Genomic DNA, 23,316 nt, shown 5'->3' with positions numbered 1-23,316 from the left:
CGGGAGCCCGGCTACAGGTCGACCAGGCCTGCCCGGTACCCGAGCACCACCGCCTGCGTGCGGTCCCTCGCCTGCAGCTTCGCGAGGACGGACGCAACGTGCGTGCGCACCGTCTCGACCCCGACCACGAGCGCCGTGGCGATCTCCGCGTTGGTCATGCCCTCCGCCACCAGGCTCAGCACCTCCCGCTCGCGCGGCGTCAGCACCGGCGCCCCGGTCTTGGCACGCGGCCGCGCCCGCACCAGGTCACGCACGGCCTGCGGATACAGCAGGCTCTGCCCGACGGCGACCGTCCGGACCGCCTGCACCATCTCGTCGGCCCCGGCGCGCTTGAGCAGAAAGCCGGACGCCCCGACCGTCAGCGCGTCGAGCACGTAGCCGTCGTGCTCGAACGTCGTCACCACGAGCACCCGGGGAGGATCGGGCAGGCGGAGCACGAGCTCCGTCGCGCGCAGTCCGTCCACGCCGGGCATCCGTACGTCCATGCAGACGACGTCGGGCCGCAGCGTGCGCGCGAGCTCGACCGCCTGCGCGCCGTCACCCGCCTCACCGACCACCTCGAGGTCGGGCTCGGCGTCGAGGATGAGGCGCAGGCCGCTGCGGACGAGCGGCTCGTCGTCGGCGACGAGCACCCGTACAGGGGTGTCAGGCATCTGGGTCCTTCCGGTCGGTCCTGCCAGGGGCACCCTCACGCCCGCCTCGCGGCATGGGTGTGCAGGGCAGCGTCGCACGAAGCACCCACGCGCCGCCGTCCGGTCCCGCCTCCACCGTGCCGCCGAACAGGGCGACGCGCTCCCGGATGCCGGACAGGCCACGTCCGCCGGAGGAACGCCGGCCCAGGCGCGAGCCGGGGCCCGAGCCGGAGCGGACCGGGTTCACCACCTCGATCCGCACCTCGTCGCCGGCGTGCCCCACGGTCAGGCGCACAGGACCGGGAGCACCGTGCCGGTGGGCGTTGGTCAGCGCCTCGGTGACGATCCGCTGCACGGTGCGGCTCAGCAGGGCGGGCAACCCGTCCGGCAGGTCGATCTGGGCACTCAGGTCGAGCCCGGCGCGGCGGTGCGCCGACACCACGTCGTCCAGGGCGGGTGCGAGCGCCACGGGTGCGGCGTCGTCCGCGTCGTCGCGGAGCACTGCCAGGAGCTGGTCGAGCTCTGCGAGCGCCGCCCGCGCCGTGTCCTCGATGGCCCCCAGGGCGTCGGCCGCCGCGTCAGGGTTGACCGCGACGACCCGCCGTCCGGCCGCGGCCTGGACACTGACGACGGTGAGCGCGTGGCCGATCCCGTCGTGCAGCTCGCGGGCGAGGCGGGTGTGCTCCGCCTCGCGGCGGGCTCGGGCGAGAGCCGTCTCCATCCGGTCGTGCGGGGTGGGGCCGAGCACCCGCCCGGCGAGTGCCGAGGCGGCTGCCCCGAGCGGCCAGGTCGCCACGAGGGACAGCAGCCCGAAGACCGTGCACGCGATCAGCCGCAGGACGAGCGACACCGGACCGGTCGGCAACGGCAGGCCGGTGTAGAACGAGTCCCCGGGACGGAACGACTCCCCGGCGATCGCCTCGACAGCGATCATCACCGCCAGCGGGATACCCGCGAACAGCCCGGCCGCGACGAGCAGGCCCGAGGCCAGGTGCCCGGCCACCCATGCGGCCGTCCGGATCCGGTGCGCGGGCCGGGGCCGGGCGGGGACCACGAGCTCGTCGTCCACGTCGAGCAGCGCCCGGGCCGCGGTGACCTCCAGCTCCCGTGCGCCGGGCACCAGCCCGAGGCCGATGGCGGCGGTGACCGTGGCCACCGCCACCAACCACGAGGGCGGCCCTTCGGACGTGATGTTCAGCAGGCTGAAGACGAGCAGGACCAGGGCAAGCCCGATCGCCCCGCCCAGCATCTGCCAGGCGAACCGCCGGGCGAGGTACCGCGTGAGATACCGCTTCGTCGCCTGCATGCGGTCATCCTCTCCGGTCGTCAGGGTCACCTGCCAGGTCACACGGTCGCCCACCCTGCCGGTCACGCCGCAGGGAGCCGGTCCAGGGACGTGTCGGCGGCATCGAGCGCGGCCGCTCGCTCCGACTGGAGCCGGTGGGCGACGTAGCCCCAGACCGCGAGCGCCAGTGCCGGACCCCAGTACCAGCAGGGGAAGGCGATGGCGCTGACGATCTGGTCGCTGACGCTGTGTTCGCTGGCCGTGACCAGCATGGGGATGGCGGAGAAGATGAGGGTCACCGCGATCAGCCCGCCGGGTACGGCGGCAGCCGTGATCGGCACGCGGCGTCCGGCCAGTCCCGGCATCCACCGGGGGAACACCTCACCCCAGGACCGGATCAGGCCGAGGGTCAGGAAGAAGCCGAGCCAGGCGGCACTGGACAGCGTGATCCCCCAGATCCGGGTGGACATGTCCATGTCGTACTCCCCGAGCTGGGGCCACGGTGTGAACCACGTGAGCCGGGCCAGCGCGTACGGGAGCGGTCCGGTGGCGGCCGCGATCGTGATCGCACGGCGGTGCCTGACCACCCAGGCGGTGGCCCGCTCCATGGCCGACACGCCGGAAAGCGCCTGGACGCCGACCATGGCCCACAGGGTGCCGAGCGCGAGGATGAGCAGCGTGATGAGGACCGTCACGCCATGGGACAAGAAGACGCCAAGGATTCCGGTCGCCAGCCCGGTGAGGGCGTCGCGTGCCAGGACCACGCCGACGACGAGAGCCACCAGGCCGGGCACTCCAATCGCCCAGCGGGCCACTGGGTACCGGCGCACCAGCTGGATGAGCATGACCACCACGGCGAGCGGCATCAGGAGCGCGACGAGGTAGCCCATCGTCGCCAGGGGGCCGGTGCCCTGCAGCAGCACTCCGAACACGATGAGCTGCAGTGCGCCGGTCCCGACACGGCCCCGTACGCCGAGGGCACCGGCGAGGCCGGCGATCCCTGCCGCGACGCCGGTCAGTGCGGTGACGACGTGCAGGGTGGTGGCGACGTCCGGCCCGGCGAGCCCGGTGAGGAGGACTGGCCCGGCGAACCCGGCCAGGGGCACCCCGGCGGGTCCGGCGTACGGGTTGGGCCAGAGCCCGAGCATCCAGGCGAGACCGAGCAGCGCGACCGCACCGCTCGCGATGGTGGCGCCGAGGAGAGTGGCGCGAGGGAGGCGTTCCATGACTGTTCCTTCCGGTCGGTCGTTCGGTATGCCCTCACACTCCCGCCGGGTGGGTGCTCGCCCCCTCCCCCGGCCGGGGGATATCGGCTGGTGACCGGGGGATCCGTGGGGATAGTTTCGTGCGCATGACGTTCGACGAGGAGATCGCCGAGGGGCTTGCCGTCCCCACCGACGGCTGGGACTTCTCCTGGTTCGCGGGCCGGGCTACCGAGGAACGCCCGGGCTGGGGATACGTGCGGCTGTGCGGCGAGCGCCTGGGCCAGGTCGGCTCGGTGCTCGACGTCGACACCGGTGGCGGCGAGGTCCTCGCGGAGGCGCTGGGACTGGCGGAACGGGTTCCCCGCACGGTGTGCGCGACCGAGGGGTGGGCGCCCAACTACGAGCTGGCCTCAGCCGCTCTGGAGCCGTTCGGTGGTGTCGTGACCCTGGTCGACGGCACCACGGCGCCGCTCCCCTTCGACGACCGGACGTTCGACCTGGTCACGAGCCGGCATCCGGTCTCGTTCCCGTACGCGGAGGCCGCACGCGTGCTGGCGCCGGGCGGCACGCTGCTGGTGCAGGAGGTCGGTGCGGGGTCCAACCGGGCGCTCTACGAGTTCCTGATGGGTCCGCAGGAGAACCGGGACGCCGAGTACCTGGACGTCCTGCGGGCGCAGGTGGCCGGCGTCGGCCTCGACATGGTGCGGCTCCAGGACGCGCTGACCCGTGTCGAGTTCTTCGACCTGGCATCAGTGGTGCACTTCCTGCGCAAGGTCCTGTGGACGGTGCCGGACTTCAGCGTGGAGAAGTACGACGACCGGCTGCGCGCACTGCGCGACCACATCGCGGAGCACGGTTCGTTCGTCTGCCACAGCCGGCGCACGCTCGTGGAGGCACGCAAGCCCTGAGCGTCACGGGGACGCTCGTGCGGCCGCCTCAGGGCAGCTCGGGCTTCCCGTTCACGTCCTCGCGGGCCGGCGGCGGGTCCACGCGCTGCGCCGTGAGGTCGCGCGGTGTCAGGGTGAAGCCCTGCCAGTGCATCTCCATGGGACTCTGGTCCTCGTCGCGGGCGACGTGGTGGAACCCGACGGCGACCCAGGTGACGACGTCGGACAGCTCCGCCTCGTCCTGCGCGAAGTCGAGCACGCCCGACCCGCACGTGCCCTCCTTGTTCGCCGTGGCGAACAGCTGGCAGTCGTCCGCCTCGGTGAACGCGATGGTGTAGCCGGCGACCTCGGCGTCGTCGTGGTGGTGGTCCTGGGTGAGCTCGAACGGGGTCGTCGCGCCGAGGTCGATCTGGTACGAGATCGGGTGCTCGTCCTCGTTGAGCACCTCGGGGTTCACCACGCGCCACCAGCGGCGGTCCGCCGCCTCTGCCGTGCCCTCGTGCGTGATCCGGGTGAGCTCGCCCGCGACGATCGGTGACCGCGGTCCCTCCTCACCCGTCGGTTCGGCGTCGTACTGCTCCACCAGCTGGCCACCCCGTCCGCCGAGCGCCCAGTGCACCCGCCACACCGCGTTGTGCGAGTGGCTGGTGGCGTAGTCCGTGTCCCCGGGGCCGACCGGCCAGCCGTGGGCGGGATCGTCGCCGTAGTCCTCCGGCGACAGGTCACCGGTGGCACCCAGGTCGGACCGGATGGTGCCGTCGCTGGCGAACGTGTACTGGCTGACGTACTCGTACCAGCCGACCTTCGAGATCGTCGCCAGCCGCAGGTCCGTGCGCCGCGCCACCTCGGTTCCGCTGCCGTCGCTGCTCCGGTACGCGATCCCGCCGTCGACGACCTCCTGGCACAGCACGGCACGCCGCTCGCCTCCGCCGCCCATCGAGCCGTCACCGATCTTCGGCACGTACGTCTCGAGCCGCTCGCCCAGGCACTCCGTCTCGGTGAGGGTCATCATCTGGCGGCCCCCGAAGCCCTGCGTGGTGATGTCCTCGGTGTTGCGCAGGCCGGTGTCGTACGGCACCTCCAGCTGCCCGATGGACAGTTCCGCCAGCACCTGCACGGGCTTCCGACCCGCGGGCGTGAAGTGCACGTCCTGGAGCACCAGCCCGCGGCTGGAGTCGACCCGCCAGCACATGGTCCATGTAGAACCGCTGGGCAGCTCCTCCGTGACCGGGTCGTTCTCCGGACACCTGAGGTCCGCACCGCCCGACGCCGTCGGCTCTTCTCCGCGCGGAGCCGGTGCGGCGGGTATCGCTTGCTCCACCACCAGGATCGCGGCCACGACGAGCGCGACGATGGCCGCCGCTGCGACGATCGCCGGAATCACTCCCCGTCTCGGCAACAGCTCGGGCACGACTCCCCCTTCGATCTCGAGCACCGGCCCGTCGCCGGGCCGGTGCCGTACGAAACCGGCCCGGTGCGACGACGTCGCACCGGGCCGGTCTTACTGCGTCAGACACTTGCTACTGCGTCAGAGCATCAGCTCATCAGACGGCAGGCTTGTCGCCCGACATCCGGCCCATCGCGGTGGCGAAGGCCTGGCTGATCTCGCGACGGCGCTTGATCATGACCGCACCGGCGCCGAGGAGCAGCACCATGGCGGCGATCAGGGCCGCCACGTTCGCACCCGTCGCGGCGAGGCCGCCGTCGGTGCCGTCGCCGGCACCCGCACCCGCGTCGTCGCCGTCACCCGCGCCGGCGTCGGGCGAACCCGCGACAACGGTGATCGGCGTCTGTGCGCCCTCGCTGCCGTCGTCCGGCTGAGCGTCGACGATGATGACACCCGGCGGGGTCCCCTCGGGAACCGTGATCGGGGTCGTGAAGCCGCAGTCTTCGTCAACCTCAACGGTGACCGGGTCACCGATGTTGTTGCCCTGCGTGTCCTTCAGCTGCACGGTGACGGTGGCGCCGGCCGGGAAGCCGGTACCGGTCACCATGACCTCGTCGCCGGCCTCGACCACGGTCGGGTCAGCAACGATCGTCGGGTCGGTGCACTCGTCGCCCGGCGGGTTGGTGCCGGGGGCGAGGATCTCGAGCGGTGCCTCGGCACCCTCGCTGCCGTCCTCGGGCAGGGCCTCGACGATGTGGTCGCCGGGCTCTGCGTCCTCAGGAACCGTCAGGTCCGTGATGAAGCCACAGGCCTCGTCCGGGGTGACCGTGACCGGGTCGCCGACCGCGTTGCCCTCGGCGTCGCGCAGCTGCACGACGACCGGGACACCGGCCGGGAAGCCCTGGCCGACGACCGAGACGGTGTCGCCCGGGTAGGCAGCACCCGGCTCGACGGTCAGGGTCGGGTCCATGGCGCAGATGTCGGAGCCGGCGACCACTGCCAGCGGGGCCTCAGCGGCCTCACCGGTGGTGTCGTCCGTACCCACGACCGGGTAGACGCCGAGCTCGGCGTCAGCCGGGACCGGCACCGCGACGGAGAACCCGCCGGTGGAGTCGGTGTCGACCGGGATGGCCTCGCCCACGGGGTTGCCGTCGGGGTCGGTCAGCTGGACGGTCGCCGTCGAGTCAGGGGTGTAGCCCGTGCCGGTCGCGATGGTCGACTGACCGGGAGCGACCGTGGCGGGGTCGACCGAGATCGAGGGGTTGATCTCGCCAGGTCCACCAGGTCCGCCGTCGCCGGGCGTGATGCGCACGGCAGCGTTGCCCAGGTTGATCCGGGCGACCTCGTTCGCCGGGAGGAGCGCGATGCTCAGCGCGTTCAGGTCGAACGACGTGACGACCTCAGCGGCCTCGGCCGCCGTGGAGGTCTGGGTGACCTCGGTGGTCTCCGACACCTGACGGTTGATCGTGATCGAGAGGACCTCGGAGAGGACGTCGAACACAGGCGAGAGCAGCTCGCGGATCGGAGCCGTGATGGCGTCCGTCTTGAGGTCGTTGATCAGCAGCTCGAAGATGTTGTCACCCTCGTCGCTGATCAGCAGGTCGTACACCGGGGCGAGGATCGGCGCGAGCGCCGGGCCGAGCGTGTTGATGGTGTTGACCAGGACCGCGGCGACCGGCGCCATGGTGCCCGTGCTGTTGTCCACGGCCTCGGGGAAGTCGCCGTTCACGGCGTCCGCCAGGGGCAGCGACCACGAGACGTCGAGGGTGCCCAGCGGGCCCTCCTCGTAGAAGGCGATGTTGATCGTGACCGAGTTCAGCGAGTCCTCGATCGCACCGATGAGGATGCGGGTGACTTCCTGCATCAGCTCGTGCACGGTCTCCGCGATCAGCGGGTAGGTCGTGTCGTCGATGAGCTCGTAGTTCGGGGGCAGCTCGTTGAGCCCGCCCTCGGACCCGTCGGGGTTGTCCACCAGCTTGTCGAGGTGGATCTGCAGCTCACCGGTCGACAGGTCGATCGTGATCAGCTGGTTCGCCGAGGTGATCGGCTCGCCCACGACGGACTGGAACAGGTTCTCCTGCATGTTGCTGTCGACGGTGATCGAGGGCGTCGGAACACCCGGGACCGCGTCGAACAGGCCGGTCAGCGCACTGTCGTCGAGGTTCTCGTTGACGAGGTCCTCGACGGTCGTGTCGATGGTGCCGCCGATGTCGTAGATCGACGAAGCGGCATCCTCGATGACCGGGGAGTGCAGGAACAGGTCCAGGTCGGCAACGCGGTACTGGCCGAGGCCACCCACGCCGTCCTGGTCCAGGATGACGCCGTTCTCAGCCTTGACCTCGGCCGCACCCGCGCCCACCTCGAGCAGGAGCTGGTCGACGATCTCGTCGGTCAGGCCGTCGACGCCCAGCAGGCGTGCGACCGACAGGACGTCCACGGACGCCTTGCCGAAGTCCTCGGTCTCGCCGTCCAGGGTGATGCCGCCGTCCGCGCCGAGCAGGCCGGACACCGCGTGGGCGTCGACCGGGGACGACGCCTCGCTCTTGCTGGCAAGCGCACCGAGCTGACCGAAGTCAAGGAACTCGTCGAGGGGAACCTCGACGTCACCGATGCGGACGAGCTCGGAGCCGAGCAGCTCGACGTTGAGGTTGCCCTCGTTCGGCCCGGGGTTGGACTCCGAGCCGGCGTCCGAGTAAGCAGCAGCCAGCAGCGCCTCCTGGAAGAGCGTCGAGTCGAGGACGCTCGCAGCGGCCTCGGACGGCTCGTCCGGGTAGTTGTCCACTGCGACCGCAGGCAGTCCGGTGGCCGTAACCACGACTGCGGTTGCCGCGGCCGTCGCCAGGGTCCGGCGCCACGGGACGCCGCCCTTCCGACGTCGGCCTGACGGTACTTGCGTTCGGTTCAAGAGAACTCACTCCTCAATAGACACGCTTCAAGAAAAGCGTCCGGATCGGTACGTGATCACGTCCGGATCGATTGGGGCGAGGCGTATGACACACCGGTGCCCGGGGTTCAGCGAACAGTGGTTCTCAGGGACCTGCCAGGTGGAACGGCAATCGTGCGCTGACGCAACGGAACGCAACTCGCGGTGCGTTGAGCGCGATCGGAGGCGCGACAAAGGCATCCGCACGCACATGAGCGGAGAGAAGCGAAGGTAGTCCGAAATGCCGGGTGAAAAGCGCGACCAATAGCGGGTGAAAAACCTGCGCTCGAGTTGCGCGTCAGCCGCCGGCGAGCCAAGCGGGAGGGCGCGTCTCGGCGAGGCGCACCAGGTCCCTGCGGTCCCGGATGCCGAGCGTGGCGTAGGCCCGGCGCAGCCGGTTCACCACAGTCCGCTCGGACACGAACGTCGCCTGGGCGATCTGCGAGTTGGTCGCGCCGTGCACCGCGAGCCGGACCATCTCGCGTTCGTGGCTGCCGAGCACCTCCCACTCGGGACCGGTGCCACCGCTCGCGTCGGCCTCCGCGATGAACACGTCGATACCGCGCAGCCAGCCCGCCATCCCGGCCAGGCGCACCAGCGTCCGGGCCTCGTCGAGCATCGCGTTGCCCGTCGTGCGGCCGCCGCGCGTCACGGCGTACCGGCCGTACGCCACGAGCATGCGCACGCGCTGCCAGGGCGACATCGGGGCGGACGGCGTGTGCAGCGCGGCCTCGAAGGCAGCCGACGGCGCTCCGTCGTCGGCCAGGAGCGCATCGAGCCGGGAGTAGGCGGCCGCGACGTCCGGCGCCGACCACTCCTCCGGCGCCACCGGCGGATCGAGCAGGCGCTGTGCCCGCGGGCCGACCTTGCCGGGCGGGGTGGAGGCCATGACCGCCTCCACGAGGTCGCACCGCACCTGCACGCGCCCCCGGTACGGCCAGGCGCAGTGCTCGAGCGCGATGGTCAGCAGCGCGACCGCACCCTCCGCTTGTCCGACGACGAGGTGCGCGGCACCCAGGTCCGCGGCGTACTCGCCGAGCACGCGGGCGGACCAGCTGCCCGCCTGCGCGGGCATCGTGCTCGCGGGAACCGTGCCGTCGACGACGGCGTCCGCCGAGGCACGCATGCCCCGGGCCGGCAGCCACTCCTCGACCGACGGCCGCAGTTCCGCGGCGTGCGCGAGATGCGTGCGGACGTCGGCGGCGCGGCCGTCGAACGCGGCCACCCGGGCCGCCGCGAGGTCACGTGCGACGATCTCCGCCACCGTCCGGCCCGGCGTCGCGCCGGAGTGGTCGGCGAGCAGGCCGCGTGCGCCGACGACGTCACCCAGCGTCAGGAGGGCGCACACCTGGATGCCGACGCCCACCCAGTTCTGGCCGGGCGTCGGGCCGATCAGGCGCAGGTCCGCGCGCAGCGCGATCGGATCCGGCAGGTCGCCGGTGTCCTCCAGGCACAGGAGGGCCTCGGCGACGCGGGCGCCGGCGGCGCGAGCGGCCTCGCCGACGTTCGCCGGGTCACGCCACCACAGGTGGTCGGTCCATCCCGGCCCCACCCCGTCCGGCACCAGCGGGCCGTCCAGGTGATCCCGCCAGGCGCGACCGGTCAGCAGCGACACCCCGACGGCCCGCGCGGCCAGACCCGGGTCCGGCACCGCCGCGACCACCGCCCAAGCACGCGACGGCAGCTCGTCCAGGTGCAGCCCGTCGAGGAGCGTCGCCACGGAACCGGGGCCGGCCACGCCCCGGTCCAGCGCGTGGGTCCGGCCGTCCGCGACGACCTCCGCGGCACCCTCCGCGGCGCATGCCTCGCGGCACAGCAGGGCCAGCAGCGGGTGCCCCACCGCCGAGCCGCCGTCCCGGTGGGCGCGCGGGGCGCCGCCGAGGGGCTCGGCCGCGAGTACCGCCATGGTCACGGGGTCGAGCCCGGCCAGCATCGCCCGGTACGCGCGGCGCGCCGCCGAACCCACGGTCTCGGGTCCGGCCCAGGAGACGTCACCGCGCAGCTCCGCGGCGCTCAGCGAGCCGGCGAGCTCGAGGGCGAGCCGCGGATTGCCCGCGCTCCACCAGCGCAGGCGCTCGACGACGTCGGCCGCGACCGGGTCGCTCAGCTCCGCCGCGAGCACGCGCCGCAGGGACATCCGGTCGAGCGGGCCGAGCTCGAGCACCTCGACGTCGTCGGAGAGCGGATCGGCGGCGATGCTCCGTACCGCGGCGATCACGCGCCAGTCCTGCCCGTACGCCTCGTCCGCCAGGTGCTGGAGCCAGCGTGCGCGCTCAGGGGTGAGCACCCCGACGTCATCGACGAACAGGACTCGCGGCCCGGAACCACCGTCGCCGGCCCAGACCGAGACCGCGCGCAGGAACCCTGCCGCGTCAAAGGCCGCGTCATGCTCCAGGTGTTCCGGTACGGACCAGGCGGAGAGGTCGATGCGCCGGTTGTTGTCCAGGTCGTGCGCCGACGGCCGCGACGAGCACGGCCGCACCACGCGGATCGCCGAGGAGCCCGCGCCGACCAGCTTCAGGGCGTGGAGCACGGTCGAGGTCTTGCCGATCCCGCTCAGTCCGCGCACGACCAGGACCGTCGGGTCCAGGTCGGTCGCGAAGTGCCCGATGACCCGCAGCTCTCGATCACGCCCGTGGACCACGAGGTCCCTCCCCCTGCTACCTGCCTGGCTCGCCCATGCCGCCGGCACCGCCGAAGGCACCGCCACAGAAGGCCCGTTGCTTGATGGCACGCACACCCCAATTCGCCACTTACATGAATATTTATCAGTAGCGCCTCAGGAGTCTATGACAACAGATGAATCGTGCAGGGCGAGAGTGTGGTACGGGATATTACGGCCCTACATGGCGGATCTCCGGCAAGTGCGATAAACGCCGACAGCCGGGAATGCGTACGGAATGTCGCATTCAGCGCCATGAGGCTCACGCCAGCGGGCCGAGCATTTCCTGTCGGTCCGCGTCGGGCCGCGAAGTGCTGTCGAGCACGTCGACCAGCTTCTTCTCCTCGTACCGGAAATGCGTCTCCATGACGGACTCGATGCCGTCGAGGTGCCGCAGCAGATCGTCCCGCCCGGCTCCGGACAGCGTGGCGCGCTCCAGCTCGCCCAGCAGGTGGTCGAGCATGGAGTGGTCCCGTTTCAGGTCGGCGACCACGGGCGCCAGCTCGGGCCGGTCCGCCAGCACGACGTCGAACAGCGTCGCGTCCTCGCCGCGGTGGTGCCCGGTCAGGGCGGCGCAGAAGCCGACGCAGTAGAGCCGCAGCTCCCGGGCCGTCGTCGGGCCTGAGTCGTCCTCCTCGACCGCGGACCGGGCCACGGCGAGCGCCTCGCGCAGTCGCCGATGGACCTCACGAAGCTCCTGCCCCCAGGCGACGACACGTTGACTCATCGCCGCCCACCCTAGTTCGGGTGGGCGGCGGACGTCAGGCGCCCAGCAGCTCGGCGACGACGGCAGGCACCGCCCTGGCGATCTCCAGCGCCGCCAGCGGGCCTCCCGCGGAAGCCCGCGCCGCCGCCCTGCCGTGTACGAGCACCGCCGCGGCCGCGAGGCGGGCCGCGAGCGTCTCGTCCGAGACGACATCGGCGGAACGGCCCGCGAGCAGCGTCCCGAGGATCCCCGCGAGCACGTCGCCGGCGCCGGCGGTGCTGGTCCACGCCGGTGCGTCAGCCTGTGTGTACACGTCACCCGGGCCCGCCACCACCGTGATCGCACCCTTCAGCAGCACCGTCGCGCCGGTCGCCTGGTGCGCCGTACGCACCCAGTGCAGCGGCTGCGCCTCGACCGCTGCCCGGTCGACGTCGTGCCCCAGGCCCTGCAGGAGGTCGGCCAGCTCGCCGGCGTGCGGGGTCAGGACCGCCCAGGCCGGGAGCCGGTGCTCCAGCATGGTGAGCGCACCGGCGTCGATGACAGCGGGCATCTTGCCGCCTGTCACGTCCTCGGACAGCACTCCGGTCACCGCCGCGAGCGCCCCGAAGATCCGGCGGGCCTGCCCGTCGTCGTCCGGGCCGTCCTCCGGGCCGATCGCGGGGACACCCGGCCCGAGGACCCAGGCCTGCACCCGGCCGCCCGCCACGACCACCTCGGGGCGGGCCAGCAGCACGCGCGTACCGACCGCCTCGGGGCCGAGGTAGCGCACCATGCCGGGTCCGGCCAGGACCGCGCCCGACGTCGCGAGGACGGCCGCGCCGGGGTACGTGCTCGTGCCGGCGATGACACCGACCACGCCCCGCGTGTACTTGTGGTCGTGGGGGCTCGGGACGGGCCAGAGCTCGGCCACGTCGGCCGGCTCCATCCGTCGCACCCGCCCGGAGGCCGGATCCGTCCCGCTCATCGCGTGCCGGCCTGGCGCAGCTCCCCACACCGCGCCGGACCATCCTTCGGATCCCGCGACGGTGGGGAAGCCGACGTCGACCAGCTCGACCTCGCCGGCGAGGTGGGCCGCCGGGGGCAGGATCAGGCCGGGCTTGAGCGCGCCGAACGTGACGGTACGGTCGGCGGCCAGGACCGGACCGGGCACCGCGCCGTCGTCCACGCCGATGCCGCTCGGGATGTCGACGGCGATGGTGAGGGGCCAGCGCTCCCCCGCCTTCTCACGGGCCTCCGCGAGCGTGCGGACCAGGCCGCCCGCGGGCGGCCGCAGCGCCCCGCGCGCGCCGACGCCGACCAGGCCGTCCAGCACGATGTCGGAGGCGAGCGCGGTCTGGACCACCGAGGGCACCCGGATGTCGGCGAGCGTCAGCACCTTCCCGCCCGCCGCCCGGAACGCGGCAAGGCCGTCCTCGTGCGCACGTGTCGACGCCAGGACTGCGGTGACCGACATCCCCCGGCGGACGAGGTGCGCACCGGCGAACAGGGTGTCGCCGCCGTTGTTGCCGGGGCCGACGAGCAGCAGCGCCCGAGCGCCGCGGACTTCACCCCTGATTCCCGCCGTTCGGGCGCGGCGGAGGCGGGCGGTGCCGGGTAGCCCGTCGGATCCGAGGCTGCCGCGCAGGCGGACGGCGGCCGGACGACCGGCCCGGTCCGGCGCACGCCCGGTCGTCGGACCTGCCGCCACCTCTCGGAGCACTGCCTGGGCCAGCGCATATGCCGCCCTGGCCATGAGCGGCTCGCCGGCAGCGATCATCGGCTCCTCGGCCTTGCGTACCTCGTCGGAACTCCACGCGTCTTTCACAGCACCTATAGTGCCGCTTCCGCCCTCGTCCGAGGTACCAAATCCCAGCAATGTGGACCGCGCCTCCCGTCGGCAACCCGGTCGGCATAGGGTCGGACCATGCGATTCGGACTCTTCATCCCGCAGGGCTGGCGCCTCGACCTCGTCGACATCGCGCCCGCCGACCAGTGGGCCTCCATGCTGTCCCTTGTCCACCGTGCGGAGAACCAGGCCGCTGGTGAGGCCGTCCCGGGCGGTGAGTTCGCCTGGGAGTCGGCGTGGGTCTACGACCACTTCCACACCGTCCCCCAGGTCACCACCGAGGCCACGCACGAGGCGTGGACCCTCATGTCCGCGTTCGCGGCGGCGACCCAGCGCATCCGCCTGGGCCAGATGTGCACGTGCATGGCGTACCGGAACCCGGCCTACCTGGCCAAGGTCGCCTCCACCATCGACACGATCTCGGGCGGCCGCGTCGAGATGGGCATCGGTGCCGGGTGGTACGAGCACGAGTGGCGCGCCTACGGCTACGGCTTCCCGTCCGCGGGCGAGCGCCTGCGTGCCCTCGACGAGGGGGTGCAGATCATGGCGAACATGTGGCGCACCGGGTCCTCGGGCAGTTTCGAGGGCAAGCACTACCAGGTCGACGGCGCGCTCTGCTACCCGCAGCCGCTGCAGCAGCTCCCGGTGGGCGACGGCGGCGTCGAGGTTCCGTCCATCCCGCTGTGGATCGCCGGGGGCGGCGAGAAGAAGACGCTGCGCATCGCCGCGCAGCACGCCCAGTACACGAACTTCGTCGGCACCCCCGAGGGCTTCGCACACAAGTCGAGCGTCCTCGAGGCGCACTGCAAGGACGTGGGCCGCGACTTCGGCGAGATCACCCGGTCCGCCAACTACAACGTGGTGATCGGCGAGACCGAGGCCGACGTCGCCGAGCGGCTCGCCTGGATCGAGGCCCACCTGCGCCGGTGGGCCCCGGAGAAGGCTGACCAGGAGATCAACACCTGGCGCACCGGGCTCCTGGTCGGGACACCCGAGCAGATCGTCGAGCGGCTGCAGGGCATGCGGGGCCTCGGGCTGGAGTACGCGATCACGTACTTCCAGGAGGCCGCCTACGACCAGACCGGTCTGGAGCTCTTCGAGAAGCAGGTGATCCCGGAGCTCCAGTAGCCCCGGGCGCAGCAGCGGCCCGGGCGATAGATCAGCCCTCCGCGATCACCATGGCCGACGCGATGCCCGCGTCGTGCGAGATCGTGATGTGCCAGGTGCGCACCCCGAGCTCGGCGGCGCGGGCGGCGACGGTGCCGCTCGCGTCGATCCGCGGCGGGCCACCCACGGTGCGGTGCACCGTGACGTCGTGCCAGCGGAGGTTCCCGGGAGCGCCGAGCGACTTCGCGATGGCCTCCTTCGCCGCGAACCGGGCGGCCAGGGACGCCGGTGGCAGCTCCCGCTCCGCCTCCGTGAACAACTTCTCGCGCAGCCGGGGCGTGCGATCGAGGGTCTCCATGAACCGGTTCACGTCGACCACGTCGATGCCCGTCCCGATGATCATGGGCTCAGCCTAAGGTCGCCGACGGCGGCTGCCGCCTCCCAGCCGTCCCCCGGCCCCGGCCCCGGCCCCACGGTTCCGCCCTTGCGCATGATGCCCGATTTAGCGCACCATGTCGCAGTAACGCTGAGGTAAAGATGGCGCCTGCATCGAACCGGCAGAGCGCCATCTTTCACGTGGAGGAGGTTGCCATGCCGGAGGACGACGACAAGCTGCCCTTCCCCCTGGTCATGGTCGCGGTGTTCGGCGTCCTGATCGCCGCCATCGTCACGCTGCTGGTGGTCGTCGCCGTGTCGGGCTGACGCCGCCGGCATGCCCGCGGGACCCGGGCTCAGGCCGGGTATGCCTCCTCGACGCGGTCCAGCCACTCGCCGACGAGCGCCTCCAGCAGCCCGGGCTGCTCCAGGTGCAGCGCGTGCCCGGCCCGGTCCAGCACCGCGAAGGACGCCCGCGGGTAGTGCTCGACGAGGCTCCAGGCGTCGCGGTAACCGGTGACCGAGTCCTGCCGCCCGACGACGATGAGTGCCGGCTTCTCGAACGGCGCCGGCTCGACGGGAAAGCTCCCGGCGTAGTGGGCCTCGACCCGTGCGACCACCTCCGGGTCGGCGGCTGCCAGCCCGGGGTCCACCTCCTGCCGCGAGCGCGCCCAGGTCTCCTCGGTCTGCACCACGAGGACGTCCTCCGCCGCTAGCGCCTCGGACCCGACTCGCTCCGCGAGCACCGGGTCCCTGCTCAGCACCTGGTACCGCGGCAGCTCACGCAGCTCGTGCCGCGGGTCGACCACGGTCACCGCGAGGGCCAGGCCGGTCACCCGCTCTGGGTCGGCCGCGGCGAGGCCGCGCGCCAGGTATCCCCCGTACGACTGTCCGACCACCGCGTAGTCGCCCACCGGCACCAGCGCCTGGACGGCGCCCCGCAGGATGCGGAAGACGTCGTCGGTGCTGGCGACGTCGGGCGCCGCCGTCCGGCCCATGCCGGGCAGGTCCACATAGAGGCGGCGCCAGCCCTGTCGGTCCGTGAAGACCGGCTCGAACGCGCCGATCATGAGCCGGTGGTCCACCGGGAACCCGTGGACCAGCACCACGGTGGGCACTCCCGGCCCTACCGGCCCGTGCTCCACGTAGTGCACCTGTACCCCGTCGACCTCTACGTACGCCATGCAGTCCTCTCTCGTCAGCCCCGTACCTGGACGGGGTCACCACCATCCCGGATGCCCGCGGTGTCCTCCGGCAGCACCAGGTGCCGCCACCGGAACCACTTGCGCTCCAGCTCCTCGGACAGGTCCACGTCGAACCGCCGGGCCACCAGCAACAGCTGCGCCAGCGCGTCCGCCACCTCGCCGCGGAACGCGGCACGCGTCTCGTCGTCGGACAGACCGCGGTCCCGCGAACGGCCGGACAGGTTCAGGAACGCCTGGGTGAGCTCGCCGACCTCTTCGTGAAGCTTCAGCATCAGCCAGTCGTCGGTGCGCTCCACGCCGTGCAGCCGAGCGTAGGCGCGGCTGATGATCTCGACGTCGTCGGAAAGTCTCGTGAGCTCCATAGCCGCCGAGCGTCCCACATGCCGACCGGCGGCTACTCCACCGTGACCGACTTCGCGAGGTTCCGCGGCTGGTCCACGTCGAGGCCCTTCGCGGTCGCCAGCGCCATCGCGAAGATCTGCAGCGGCACGACCGCCAGCAATGGCTGCAGCAGCGTCGGGGCCTGCGGGATCCAGAAGATCTCGTCGGCGTACGGACGCACCGCGTCGTCACCGTCCTCGGCGATCACGAGGGTGCGCGCGCCGCGGGCGCGGATCTCCTGGATGTTGGAGACGACCTTGGAGTGCAGGGAGTCACGGCCGCGCGGCGAGGGCACGACCACGAAGACGGGCTGCCCCTCGTCGATGAGGGCGATCGGCCCGTGCTTGAGCTCACCGGCGGCGAAGCCTTCCGCGTGGATGTACGCGAGCTCCTTGAGCTTCAGCGCACCCTCCAGGGCCACCGGGAACCCGACGTGCCGCCCCAGGAACAGCACCTTGTCGGACTTCTCCATGGAGCGGGCGGTCGCACGCACGTACTCGCCGCGCTCGATGACCGTCTGGATCTTGCGCGGCATGGCGCGCAGGTCGTCGAGCAGCATGGCGATCTCGTCGGGGAACTTGTTGCCGCGCAGCTGCGCCAGGTACAGCCCGAGCACGTAGGCGGCGGTGATCTGGGCGAGGAACGCCTTGGTGGAGGCGACGGCGATCTCGGGGCCGGCGTGGGTGTACAGCACGGCGTCGGACTCGCGGGGGATCGTCGAGCCGTGGGTGTTGACGATCGAGATCACCTTGGCGCCCTGCTCACGCGCGTGCCGCACGGCCATCAGGGTGTCCATGGTCTCGCCGGACTGCGTCACCGCCACGACCAGCGTGCGCTCGTCGACGATCGGGTCGCGGTAGCGGAACTCGTGCGCCAGCTCGACCTCGACGGGGATGCGGCACCAGTGCTCGATCGCGTACTTGGCCACGTGCCCGGAGTAGGCGGCGGTGCCGCAGGCCACGACGATGATCTTGTTCACCGCGCGCAGCACCGACTCGTCGATGCGCAGGTCGTCCAGCACGAGGGCGCCGGTGGCGTCCGTCCGGCCGAGCAGCGTGTCGGCGACGGCCTGCGGCTGGTCGTGGATCTCCTTGTCCATGAAGGAGTCGAAGCCGCCCTTCTCGGCGGCGGCCGAGTCCCAGTCCACCGTGTAGCGCGTGGCGTCGGCGGGCTTGCCGTCGAAGTCGGTGACGGCCACAGAGGTCGGCGTGATCGTCACGACCTGGTCCTGGCCCAGCTCGAGGGCCTCCTTCGTGTGCGCGATGAACGCGGCGACGTCGGAGCCGAGGAAGTTCTCACCCTCGCCGAGCCCGACCACGAGCGGGGAGTCGTGCCGCGCCCCGACGACCGTCTCCGGCGCGTCCGCGTGCACGGCGAGCAGCGTGAACGTGCCCTGCAGGCGACCGGCGACGGCGGTCATGGCCTCCGTCAGGTCACCCGTCTCGCGGTAGGCCTTCGCCACGAGGTGCGCGGCCACCTCGGTGTCGGTCTCCGATCGGAAGGTCACGCCGTCGGCCAGCAGCTCGGCCTTGAGCTGGGCGAAGTTCTCGACGATGCCGTTGTGGATCACGGCGAGCCGGTCGCCGTCGGCCAGGTGGGGGTGGGCGTTCGCGTCCGTGGGGCCGCCGTGCGTGGCCCAGCGTGTGTGGCCGATGGCGGCGGTGGCCTCCGGCAGCGGGTTCCGCTCCAGCTCCTCGATCAGGTTGGCGAGCTTGCCCGACTTCTTCGCCCAGGCGACACCGTCCACCCCGGGCCCGACGAGGGCGACGCCGGCCGAGTCGTAGCCGCGGTACTCCAGCCTGCGCAGCCCTTCGATGGCTACGTCGAGAGGTGTGGCCGACGGCGCGGCGGCACCTGCGGCGTCGCCGTTCGCACTAGTCGGAGCAGTTCCCGTGTAACCCACAATCCCACACATGCGGGCGAGTCTAGCGAGCGTTCGGGCCTGCCCCCATGACAGGGCTCACAGGGCACGAAGTCTCACCCGGAGCGCGGCCGGACGACGGACGACGGCCATACCACCCGCCAGGTGGTGCACAATGCTGCAGGTGGTTTCCCAGCATCCGACGACGGATCTCAGCGAGCACCTGCTGGCGCTCGCCCCGTCCTCGCCCTACGTGGATCTCGACCGTGCGGCCTGGAGCCGTCTGTCGGCCTCGACCCCGCTGCCGCTGACCGACGAGGACGTCGAGCGCCTGCGCGGCCTCGGCGACCCGATCGACCTGGCCGAGGTCGACGCGATCTACCGCCCCCTGTCGCGCCTGCTCAACCTGTACGTGCAGGCCACCGGTGGCCTGCACGACGCGACGTCGACCTTCCTGCACGAGGATCCGCCCCGCACCCCGTACGTCATCGGGGTGGCGGGCTCGGTGGCCGTCGGCAAGTCGACGACGGCGCGTGTGCTGCGCGAGATGCTCGCCCGCTGGCCGGAGACGCCGCGCGTCGAGCTCATCACGACCGACGGGTTCCTCTACCCCAACGCCGAGCTCGAACGACGTGGCCTGATGGAGCGGAAGGGCTTCCCCGAGTCGTACGACCGGCGCGCCCTGATCCGGTTCCTGTCCCGGATCAAGGCGGGGCAGGCCGAGGTTCGCGCACCGGTGTACTCGCACGTCATCTACGACATCGTGCCGGACCAGGAGGTGGTGGTGCGCAAGCCCGACGTGCTCATCGTCGAGGGCCTCAACGTGCTGCAGCCGGCCCGTCCCTCCACCGTCGACGAGTCGACGGTGGCCGTGAGCGACTTCTTCGACTTCTCGATCTACGTGGACGCCCGCACGAGGAACATCCGCCAGTGGTACGTGGAGCGGTTCCTCGAGCTGCGCCGGACGGCGTTCACCAAGCCGGACTCGTACTTCCGGCGGTACGCGTCGCTCTCGGACCAGGAGGCGACCGAGCGGGCCCTGTCGATCTGGGAGTCCATCAACGCGCCGAACCTCGAGCGGAACATCATCCCCACCCGGGGCCGCGCGACGCTCGTGCTCACCAAGGGATCGGACCACGCGGTGCAGCGGGTGCGTCTCCGCAAGCTCTGACCCGGTCGCCGTGAGCGTGATGGTCGCGCCTCGGTCGGGCAGTGGTCGCGACGGTCACGCGCACAGCGCTCAGCCGTCCGACGGCGGTACCGTCGCCCGCTCCGCGGCGGGCTCCGCCGCCTCGGCCTCCTTCTTGTCGAGATGCCGTTCGGAGAACCAGCCGACCACCTTGTCGACGACGAAGCCCATGGCGACGCCGAACACCACGCCGATGGCGATCGCCAGGAGCGGCTCGTGGCCGAGCCACTGCGCGGCGACCAGACCGATCCCCGCCGAGTAGAGCGCCCACATGACGGCAGCGATCGCCGCGATGCCCGCGAACCGACGCCGGGGGTAGCCGACGGCGCCGGCCGTCATGTTCACGGCCACCCGTCCGATCGGCACGTAGCGCGCCGCCAGGATGAAGGAGGCACCACGGCGGGTCAGCGCTCGCTCGGCCCAGGCCACCGCGCGGCGTCCGCGCGGTCCGCGCAGGAAAGGTACGCGTTCGGTGCCGATCATCCGCCCGATCTGGTAGGCGATCTGGTCGCCCACCCATGCTCCGGCCGCCGCGGTCAGGAGCACGAGCCACATCCATGGTGTGCCCGTGCTGTGTGCCGATACCGTCAGCGTGATCACGACGGACTCGCTCGGCAGCGGCGGGAAGAAGCCGTCGATGGTCGCGAACGCGAACATCGCGGGGTAGATCCACGGCGAGGCGGCCATCGCGAGGATCCAAGCCTCGGTGGCGCTCAGGACTGTGGAAATGAGTTCGAGCACGGGACCTCGAGAGTCTCGGTCGGGCGCTACCCTTCGACAGGCTCAGGGCGGCGCCCGGGGGGCGGGACAGCACTTCTTAGTGCCTACGAGCCAGCCTACGCAAGGGGTGCCCCTGAAAGGCATCAGGGGTCCCCCTGGTAGAACCCCGCTTCCCAAGGATTCACGGGGCGTTCACGCCGGCCTCGCCTGCCGCCGCGGCACGAGCCGCTACAGCGTGAGCCGCTCCCGCACGACGGCGGCCAGATCGTCGGCGACCTTGTCCGCTTCGTCCTGTGCCGGGGCCTCGACCATGACACGCACGAGCGGCTCCGTGCCGGACTGCCGCAGGAGCACCCGCCCGGTGTCCCCCAGGCGCGCCGTCGCGTCCGCCACGGCCGCCTGGACACCCTCGTCGGTACCTGCGCGGGACTTGTCCACACCCCGCACGTTGACGAGGGTCTGCGGCAGGCGCTCGATCTGGCCCGCCAGATCGGCCAGCGACTTGCCCGACGCCTTGACGCGCGCGGCGAGGTGCAGCGCCGCGAGGACGCCGTCCCCCGTGGTCGCGTGGTCGGCCAGGATGATGTGGCCGGACTGCTCGCCGCCCAGGCTGAAGCCCTTCGCGCGCATCTCCTCCAGCACGTACCGGTCACCGACGGCGGTCTGCACGGTGGTGATGCCGCGCTCCCGCATCGCCAGGATCAGGCCGAGGTTGCTCATCACGGTCACCACGAGGGTGTCGCCCGGCAGACGCTCCTCCTCCTTGAGGGCGGTCGCGAGGATCCCGAGGATCTGGTCGCCGTCCACGATGGCGCCCGTGTGGTCGACGGCGAGGCAACGGTCCGCGTCGCCGTCGAACGCGACCCCGAAGTCCGACTCGGACGCCACGACGACCGCCTGGAGCTGCTCCGGGTGCGTGGAGCCGCACTTCTCGTTGATGTTCCGGCCGTCCGGGCTGGCGTTCATCACGACGACGTCGGCGCCCGCGGCGCGCAGGGCATCCGGCCCCACCTCGCTCGCCGCACCGTTGGCGCAGTCGAGCGCGATGCGCAGGCCCTCGAGCGGCCGATGGTCGGGCGTGGTGCCCACGCTGTCGGTCAGGTGCCGCACGTAGCGCTCGGCCGCGGCCTGGCCGTCCGTGCGGATGCGTCCGACGTCGGCGCCCGTCGGGCGTTCCCAGTCGTCACCGAGCGTGGCCTGGATGGCGTCCTCGACGGCGTCGTCGAGCTTGAGCCCACCGCGGGCGAAGAACTTGATGCCGTTGTCGGGCATCGGGTTGTGCGAGGCGGAGACCATGACGCCCAGGTCGGCCTCCAGCTCCGTCACGAGGTAGGCCAGGGCCGGCGTGGGCAGCACGTTGAGCATCACCACGTCCACGCCCGCGGACGCGAGGCCCGCCGCGACGGCGCCCGCGAGGAACTCGCCGGAGGCGCGGGTGTCGCGCCCGACGACCGCGCGCGGACGCGGGCCCAGCAGCTCACCCTGTGCGGTCAGCACGCGAGCGGCGGCGGCGCCCAGCTCCAGCGCCAGCTCCGCCGTGATGTCCTTGTTGGCGAGGCCCCGAACTCCGTCGGTGCCGAACAGCCTGCCCATGCGGGTTCTCCTCAGATCGTTCAGATCCCACCGTAGTGGGCCACCGGCGCGGCCGACCGTACGGTCGGCCGCGCTTCAACTACCGGAACGCGGGGTCGGGACTCGTTCCCCGACCCCGCGTCCGGCTTTGTCGTCAGTCTGGCAGAAGCACAGATGGCCCCGCTGAACAGTGTCGACACTGTTCGGCGGGGCCATCCAGCCACGCGCTGGGATCAGCGCTTGCTGTACTGCGGAGCCTTGCGGGCCTTCTTGAGACCGGCCTTCTTGCGCTCGACCGTACGGTCGTCACGCCGGAGGAAGCCGGCCTTCTTGAGCTCGGCGCGGTTGGCGTCCCGGTCGATCTCGTTCAGCGCACGGGCGATGCCCAGGCGCAGAGCGCCGGCCTGGCCCGACGTGCCGCCACCCGTGATGCGGGCGATGACGTCGAACCGGCCCTCGACCTCGACCAGGTTCAGCGGGCTGTTGACCAGCTGCTGGTGCACCTTGTTCGGGAAGTACTCCTCGAGGGTGCGGCCGTTGATCTTCCAGGTGCCGGTGCCGGGGACGAGGCGCACGCGCGCCACGGCCTCCTTGCGGCGCCCGAGGGCCTGAGCCGGGGCAGTGATGGACGAGCCGCGCGTTGCGGGCGCAGTCGTCTCGGTGGTGTAGGTGCTGGGCGTCTCTGCGCCCTGCTCGATGTCGACGGTGGTCTCGGCCACTGTGGTGTCCTCGCGTCCTTCGCGTTGCGATCCGGCAGCGGCCTCAGGCCTGCTGCGAAACCTGGGTGATCTCGAACGGCTTGGCCTGCTGCGCCGTGTGCGGGTGCTCAGAGCCTGCGTAGACCTTCAGGTGGGTCATCTGCGTCCGACCGAGCGAGGTCTTGGGGATCATGCCGCGCACAGCCTTCTCGATGGCGCGTTCCGGCTTGGTGTCCAGGAACTCGCCGTACGGGGTGGCAGTGAGGCCGCCCGGGTAGCCCGAGTGGCGGTAAGCCATCTTGGTCTCGCGCTTGTTGCCGCTCAGCGCGACCTTGTCCGCGTTGATGATGATGACGAAGTCACCACCGTCGACGTGCGGGGCGAAAGTCGGCTTGTGCTTCCCGCGCAGCAGAATGGCGACCTGGCTTGCCAGGCGGCCCAGGACGACGTCGGTCGCGTCGACGACGTACCAGTCGCGCTGGACGTCGCCGGGCTTGGGGGTGTACGTACGCACGGTTCGTAACCTTTTCGTTTTCGGTGTCGTCGGGCGAGAAGCGGCGCCCGATGAGTCAGGTCGTTGTGCGCGGGGGTCAGCTTGACGTCCGGGCCGTTCGCCGGCATACGAGTGGGCTCGATGCTGACGCAGGAACGTCGTGACAAAGCACAACGACTCATTAGAGTACCTGGCTGCTTCCC

Annotated in this window: 19 protein-coding genes; 3 read left to right on the top strand and 16 right to left on the bottom strand. The window is 71.6% G+C overall.

Annotated elements, in window-relative coordinates:
* Nucleotides 1–11 precede the first annotated feature (11 nt).
* From LUU90_RS16270 to LUU90_RS16260, 3 genes are all read right to left on the bottom strand, one after another.
* Entirely contained in the window at nt 12–653 is a 642-nt protein-coding gene (locus LUU90_RS16270; RefSeq protein ID WP_275004583.1) for a response regulator transcription factor, read from the bottom strand.
* Nucleotides 646–1,938, bottom strand: coding sequence for a sensor histidine kinase (locus LUU90_RS16265; RefSeq protein ID WP_275004581.1), 1,293 nt, complete (start codon nt 1,936–1,938; stop codon nt 646–648). Before LUU90_RS16265 ends, LUU90_RS16270 begins: the two co-directional genes overlap by 8 nt.
* 62 nt (nt 1,939–2,000) lie before the next feature.
* Nucleotides 2,001–3,143, bottom strand: a complete 1,143-nt coding sequence (locus LUU90_RS16260) for a hypothetical protein (RefSeq protein WP_275004580.1) — start codon at nt 3,141–3,143, stop codon at nt 2,001–2,003.
* 125 nt (nt 3,144–3,268) lie between these two features.
* Here LUU90_RS16260 and LUU90_RS16255 point away from each other — a divergent pair, with 125 nt between their 5' ends.
* Nucleotides 3,269–4,030, top strand: a complete 762-nt coding sequence (locus tag LUU90_RS16255) for a class I SAM-dependent methyltransferase (protein ID WP_275004579.1) — start codon at nt 3,269–3,271, stop codon at nt 4,028–4,030.
* Between the two features lie 28 nt (nt 4,031–4,058).
* Here the strand turns inward: LUU90_RS16255 and LUU90_RS16250 are convergent, their stop codons facing one another.
* The 5 genes from LUU90_RS16250 to LUU90_RS16230 form a co-directional block, all read right to left on the bottom strand.
* Entirely contained in the window at nt 4,059–5,420 is a 1,362-nt protein-coding gene (locus tag LUU90_RS16250; RefSeq protein WP_275004577.1) for a copper amine oxidase, read from the bottom strand.
* Between the two features lie 133 nt (nt 5,421–5,553).
* Nucleotides 5,554–8,211 (bottom strand): choice-of-anchor G family protein, encoded by a 2,658-nt coding sequence (locus tag LUU90_RS16245; protein WP_275004576.1) that lies wholly within the window; start codon nt 8,209–8,211, stop codon nt 5,554–5,556.
* A gap of 406 nt (nt 8,212–8,617) precedes the next feature.
* A complete protein-coding gene (locus tag LUU90_RS16240; protein ID WP_275004574.1) occupies nt 8,618–10,963 on the bottom strand; it encodes a helix-turn-helix transcriptional regulator in 2,346 nt (781 codons plus the stop codon).
* Between the two features lie 280 nt (nt 10,964–11,243).
* Complete coding sequence (locus tag LUU90_RS16235) at nt 11,244–11,708, bottom strand: hemerythrin domain-containing protein (RefSeq protein WP_275004573.1); 465 nt, start codon at nt 11,706–11,708, stop codon at nt 11,244–11,246.
* A gap of 34 nt (nt 11,709–11,742) precedes the next feature.
* Entirely contained in the window at nt 11,743–13,491 is a 1,749-nt protein-coding gene (locus tag LUU90_RS16230) for a bifunctional ADP-dependent NAD(P)H-hydrate dehydratase/NAD(P)H-hydrate epimerase (protein ID WP_275004570.1), read from the bottom strand.
* A gap of 99 nt (nt 13,492–13,590) precedes the next feature.
* Here LUU90_RS16230 and LUU90_RS16225 point away from each other — a divergent pair, with 99 nt between their 5' ends.
* Nucleotides 13,591–14,640 (top strand): LLM class F420-dependent oxidoreductase, encoded by a 1,050-nt coding sequence (locus LUU90_RS16225; RefSeq protein ID WP_275004568.1) that lies wholly within the window; start codon nt 13,591–13,593, stop codon nt 14,638–14,640.
* Nucleotides 14,641–14,671: 31 nt separating this feature from the next.
* Here the strand turns inward: LUU90_RS16225 and LUU90_RS16220 are convergent, their stop codons facing one another.
* The 4 genes from LUU90_RS16220 to glmS all read right to left on the bottom strand — a co-directional run bounded on the left by LUU90_RS16220 (nt 14,672) and on the right by glmS (nt 18,495).
* Complete coding sequence (locus LUU90_RS16220; RefSeq protein ID WP_275004566.1) at nt 14,672–15,022, bottom strand: holo-ACP synthase; 351 nt, start codon at nt 15,020–15,022, stop codon at nt 14,672–14,674.
* 328 nt (nt 15,023–15,350) lie between these two features.
* Nucleotides 15,351–16,178 (bottom strand): alpha/beta fold hydrolase, encoded by an 828-nt coding sequence (locus LUU90_RS16215; protein WP_275004565.1) that lies wholly within the window; start codon nt 16,176–16,178, stop codon nt 15,351–15,353.
* 14 nt (nt 16,179–16,192) lie between these two features.
* Complete coding sequence (locus tag LUU90_RS16210) at nt 16,193–16,561, bottom strand: pyrophosphatase (RefSeq protein ID WP_275004564.1); 369 nt, start codon at nt 16,559–16,561, stop codon at nt 16,193–16,195.
* A gap of 32 nt (nt 16,562–16,593) precedes the next feature.
* A complete protein-coding gene (gene glmS / locus LUU90_RS16205; protein WP_275004562.1) occupies nt 16,594–18,495 on the bottom strand; it encodes a glutamine--fructose-6-phosphate transaminase (isomerizing) in 1,902 nt (633 codons plus the stop codon).
* A 121-nt stretch (nt 18,496–18,616) separates the two neighbouring features.
* Here glmS and coaA point away from each other — a divergent pair, with 121 nt between their 5' ends.
* Nucleotides 18,617–19,612: a type I pantothenate kinase gene (gene coaA, locus LUU90_RS16200; protein WP_275004560.1), complete on the top strand. Its 996-nt coding sequence runs from the start codon at nt 18,617–18,619 to the stop codon at nt 19,610–19,612.
* 69 nt (nt 19,613–19,681) lie between these two features.
* Here coaA and LUU90_RS16195 read toward each other — a convergent pair whose 3' ends face one another.
* The 4 genes from LUU90_RS16195 to rplM form a co-directional block, all read right to left on the bottom strand.
* A complete protein-coding gene (locus LUU90_RS16195; protein ID WP_275004558.1) occupies nt 19,682–20,371 on the bottom strand; it encodes a DedA family protein in 690 nt (229 codons plus the stop codon).
* A gap of 207 nt (nt 20,372–20,578) precedes the next feature.
* Nucleotides 20,579–21,943: a phosphoglucosamine mutase gene (gene glmM / locus LUU90_RS16190; RefSeq protein ID WP_275004556.1), complete on the bottom strand. Its 1,365-nt coding sequence runs from the start codon at nt 21,941–21,943 to the stop codon at nt 20,579–20,581.
* 212 nt (nt 21,944–22,155) lie between these two features.
* Nucleotides 22,156–22,641 carry a 30S ribosomal protein S9 gene (gene rpsI / locus LUU90_RS16185; RefSeq protein ID WP_275004555.1) on the bottom strand — a complete coding sequence of 162 codons (486 nt, stop codon included), beginning with the start codon at nt 22,639–22,641 and terminating at the stop codon, nt 22,156–22,158.
* A 43-nt stretch (nt 22,642–22,684) separates the two neighbouring features.
* Nucleotides 22,685–23,134 carry a 50S ribosomal protein L13 gene (gene rplM / locus LUU90_RS16180; protein ID WP_275004553.1) on the bottom strand — a complete coding sequence of 150 codons (450 nt, stop codon included), beginning with the start codon at nt 23,132–23,134 and terminating at the stop codon, nt 22,685–22,687.
* Nucleotides 23,135–23,316 lie beyond the last annotated feature (182 nt).

The organism is Promicromonospora iranensis (genome assembly GCF_028994775.1).
Classification (GTDB): Bacteria; Actinomycetota; Actinomycetes; order Actinomycetales; family Cellulomonadaceae; genus Promicromonospora; species Promicromonospora iranensis_A.
This window is presented reverse-complemented; position numbering and strand designations above follow the sequence as displayed.